The 1,421-nt window shown below is 38.6% G+C and carries 1 protein-coding gene; it reads right to left on the reverse strand.

Annotation, left to right across the window (positions count from 1 at the left end; translation table 11 throughout):
- Positions 1–18 precede the first annotated feature (18 nt).
- Positions 19–1,377 carry an IS3 family transposase gene (locus V2546_RS15600; protein ID WP_329752828.1) on the reverse strand — a complete coding sequence of 453 codons (1,359 nt, stop codon included), beginning with the start codon at positions 1,375–1,377 and terminating at the stop codon, positions 19–21.
- Between the last annotated feature and the right edge of the window lie 44 nt (positions 1,378–1,421).

The raw sequence follows: 1,421 nt of genomic DNA on the forward strand, positions 1-1,421 counted from the left end.
GGGCATGCGGACATTTTTTTAGACCGCTATGCCTATACTCCTTCTATAATCTAGAGGACTAAGTCCTCCGAGTGTTGATTTAATTCTATCTTTGCAATACCAACCCATATAGCCATTTATCTCCTGGATAAATTCTTCAATGCTATATTCATCCCAGTCATGTCCATAGAACATTTCTGTTTTGAGGTGACCAAAGAAGCCCTCACATGCAGAGTTATCAGGAGAACAACCTTTCTTGGACATGGATCGTGTAAGGTTTGCTTCTTCCATTATCTGTATCCATTCTGGCCAACGATAATGGCATCCCCTGTCAGAATGTACGATAGGTTTTTCGTTTGGTTTAAGTGTAGCAATAGCATTCCTTAACATGGTGTTGGCAAGTTCTGCGTTCGGAGAAGTGCCTATAGTCCAACTCACCGGCATACCATCAAGGCAGTCAATTATCGGCGAAAGATATATTTTTCCTGCTTTGATAGAAAACTCTGTGATATCAGTAAGCCATTTTTGATTCGGTTTTGTAGCATGGAAATCTCTATCTATAACATTCTCCACCGCAGGTGTTATTTCACCTTTATAGGAGTTATATTTCTGTCTGCGTTTTCGTCTGATAATTAGTTTTTCCTGCTTCATAATACGACGAACCACTTTTTCAGAAACTTTTATACCCTCACGATGAAGCAGCATATGAATTCTCCGATAACCAAATATATCACGATTTTCATGAAACAGTTGTATGATTCTTTTGTGAAGATTGGAGTGTTTATCCTCTGCATAAATGGTTTTTTCTTGATAATAATAGCTACTTTTTGCAAGGTTTAGTTTTTTTAGAAGATCCGGCAGTGAATACTTATTTTTCAGGGCATCGATTATCACTGCCTTCTCCTGATTTGAGAGAGCTGTCTGATCGATGCCGGGGTCTTTTTTTAATACATTGATTGTTTCTTTAAGAATATCTATTTCCATCTGCATATCAAGCATCTGAGCTTTAAGCTCATTGATATCTTCCGCAGATGTGATATCGTTTGGATTTACATTAATGTTGGCAGTAGTTTTTTTCATGGGTTGAAAACATCCCTTCTCCCGATACTCCCTAATCCATTTATATATCAAGGAAGGTGTGTATCCGATTTCTTCTGCCACTAATTTTACAGGCTCGCCCTTAATAAGGCAACGTTTAATTACGTCATGTTTCAATTCTGTTGGAGCTTGTCTCCAATGCTTTTGATTTGGAACATCGTAATATTCAGGATACTTTTTACGCCAATGATAAAGCATTGGTGCAGATGGATACCCTAAGGTTTGGACAACTTTGTCTGGGGATCCTGTCGCTTTTAGTAATACAAGTGCTGTCGATATTTGTTCTTGTGTGTACCTCATAACATGTCAGGCATTACACAGTCCAACTTTTCGTCCGCATGCCC

Origin of the sequence: Clostridium sp. CM74B_53, from assembly GCF_036318045.1 — a bacterium.
Classification (GTDB): domain Bacteria; phylum Bacillota; class Clostridia; order Lachnospirales; family Lachnospiraceae; genus Pilosibacter.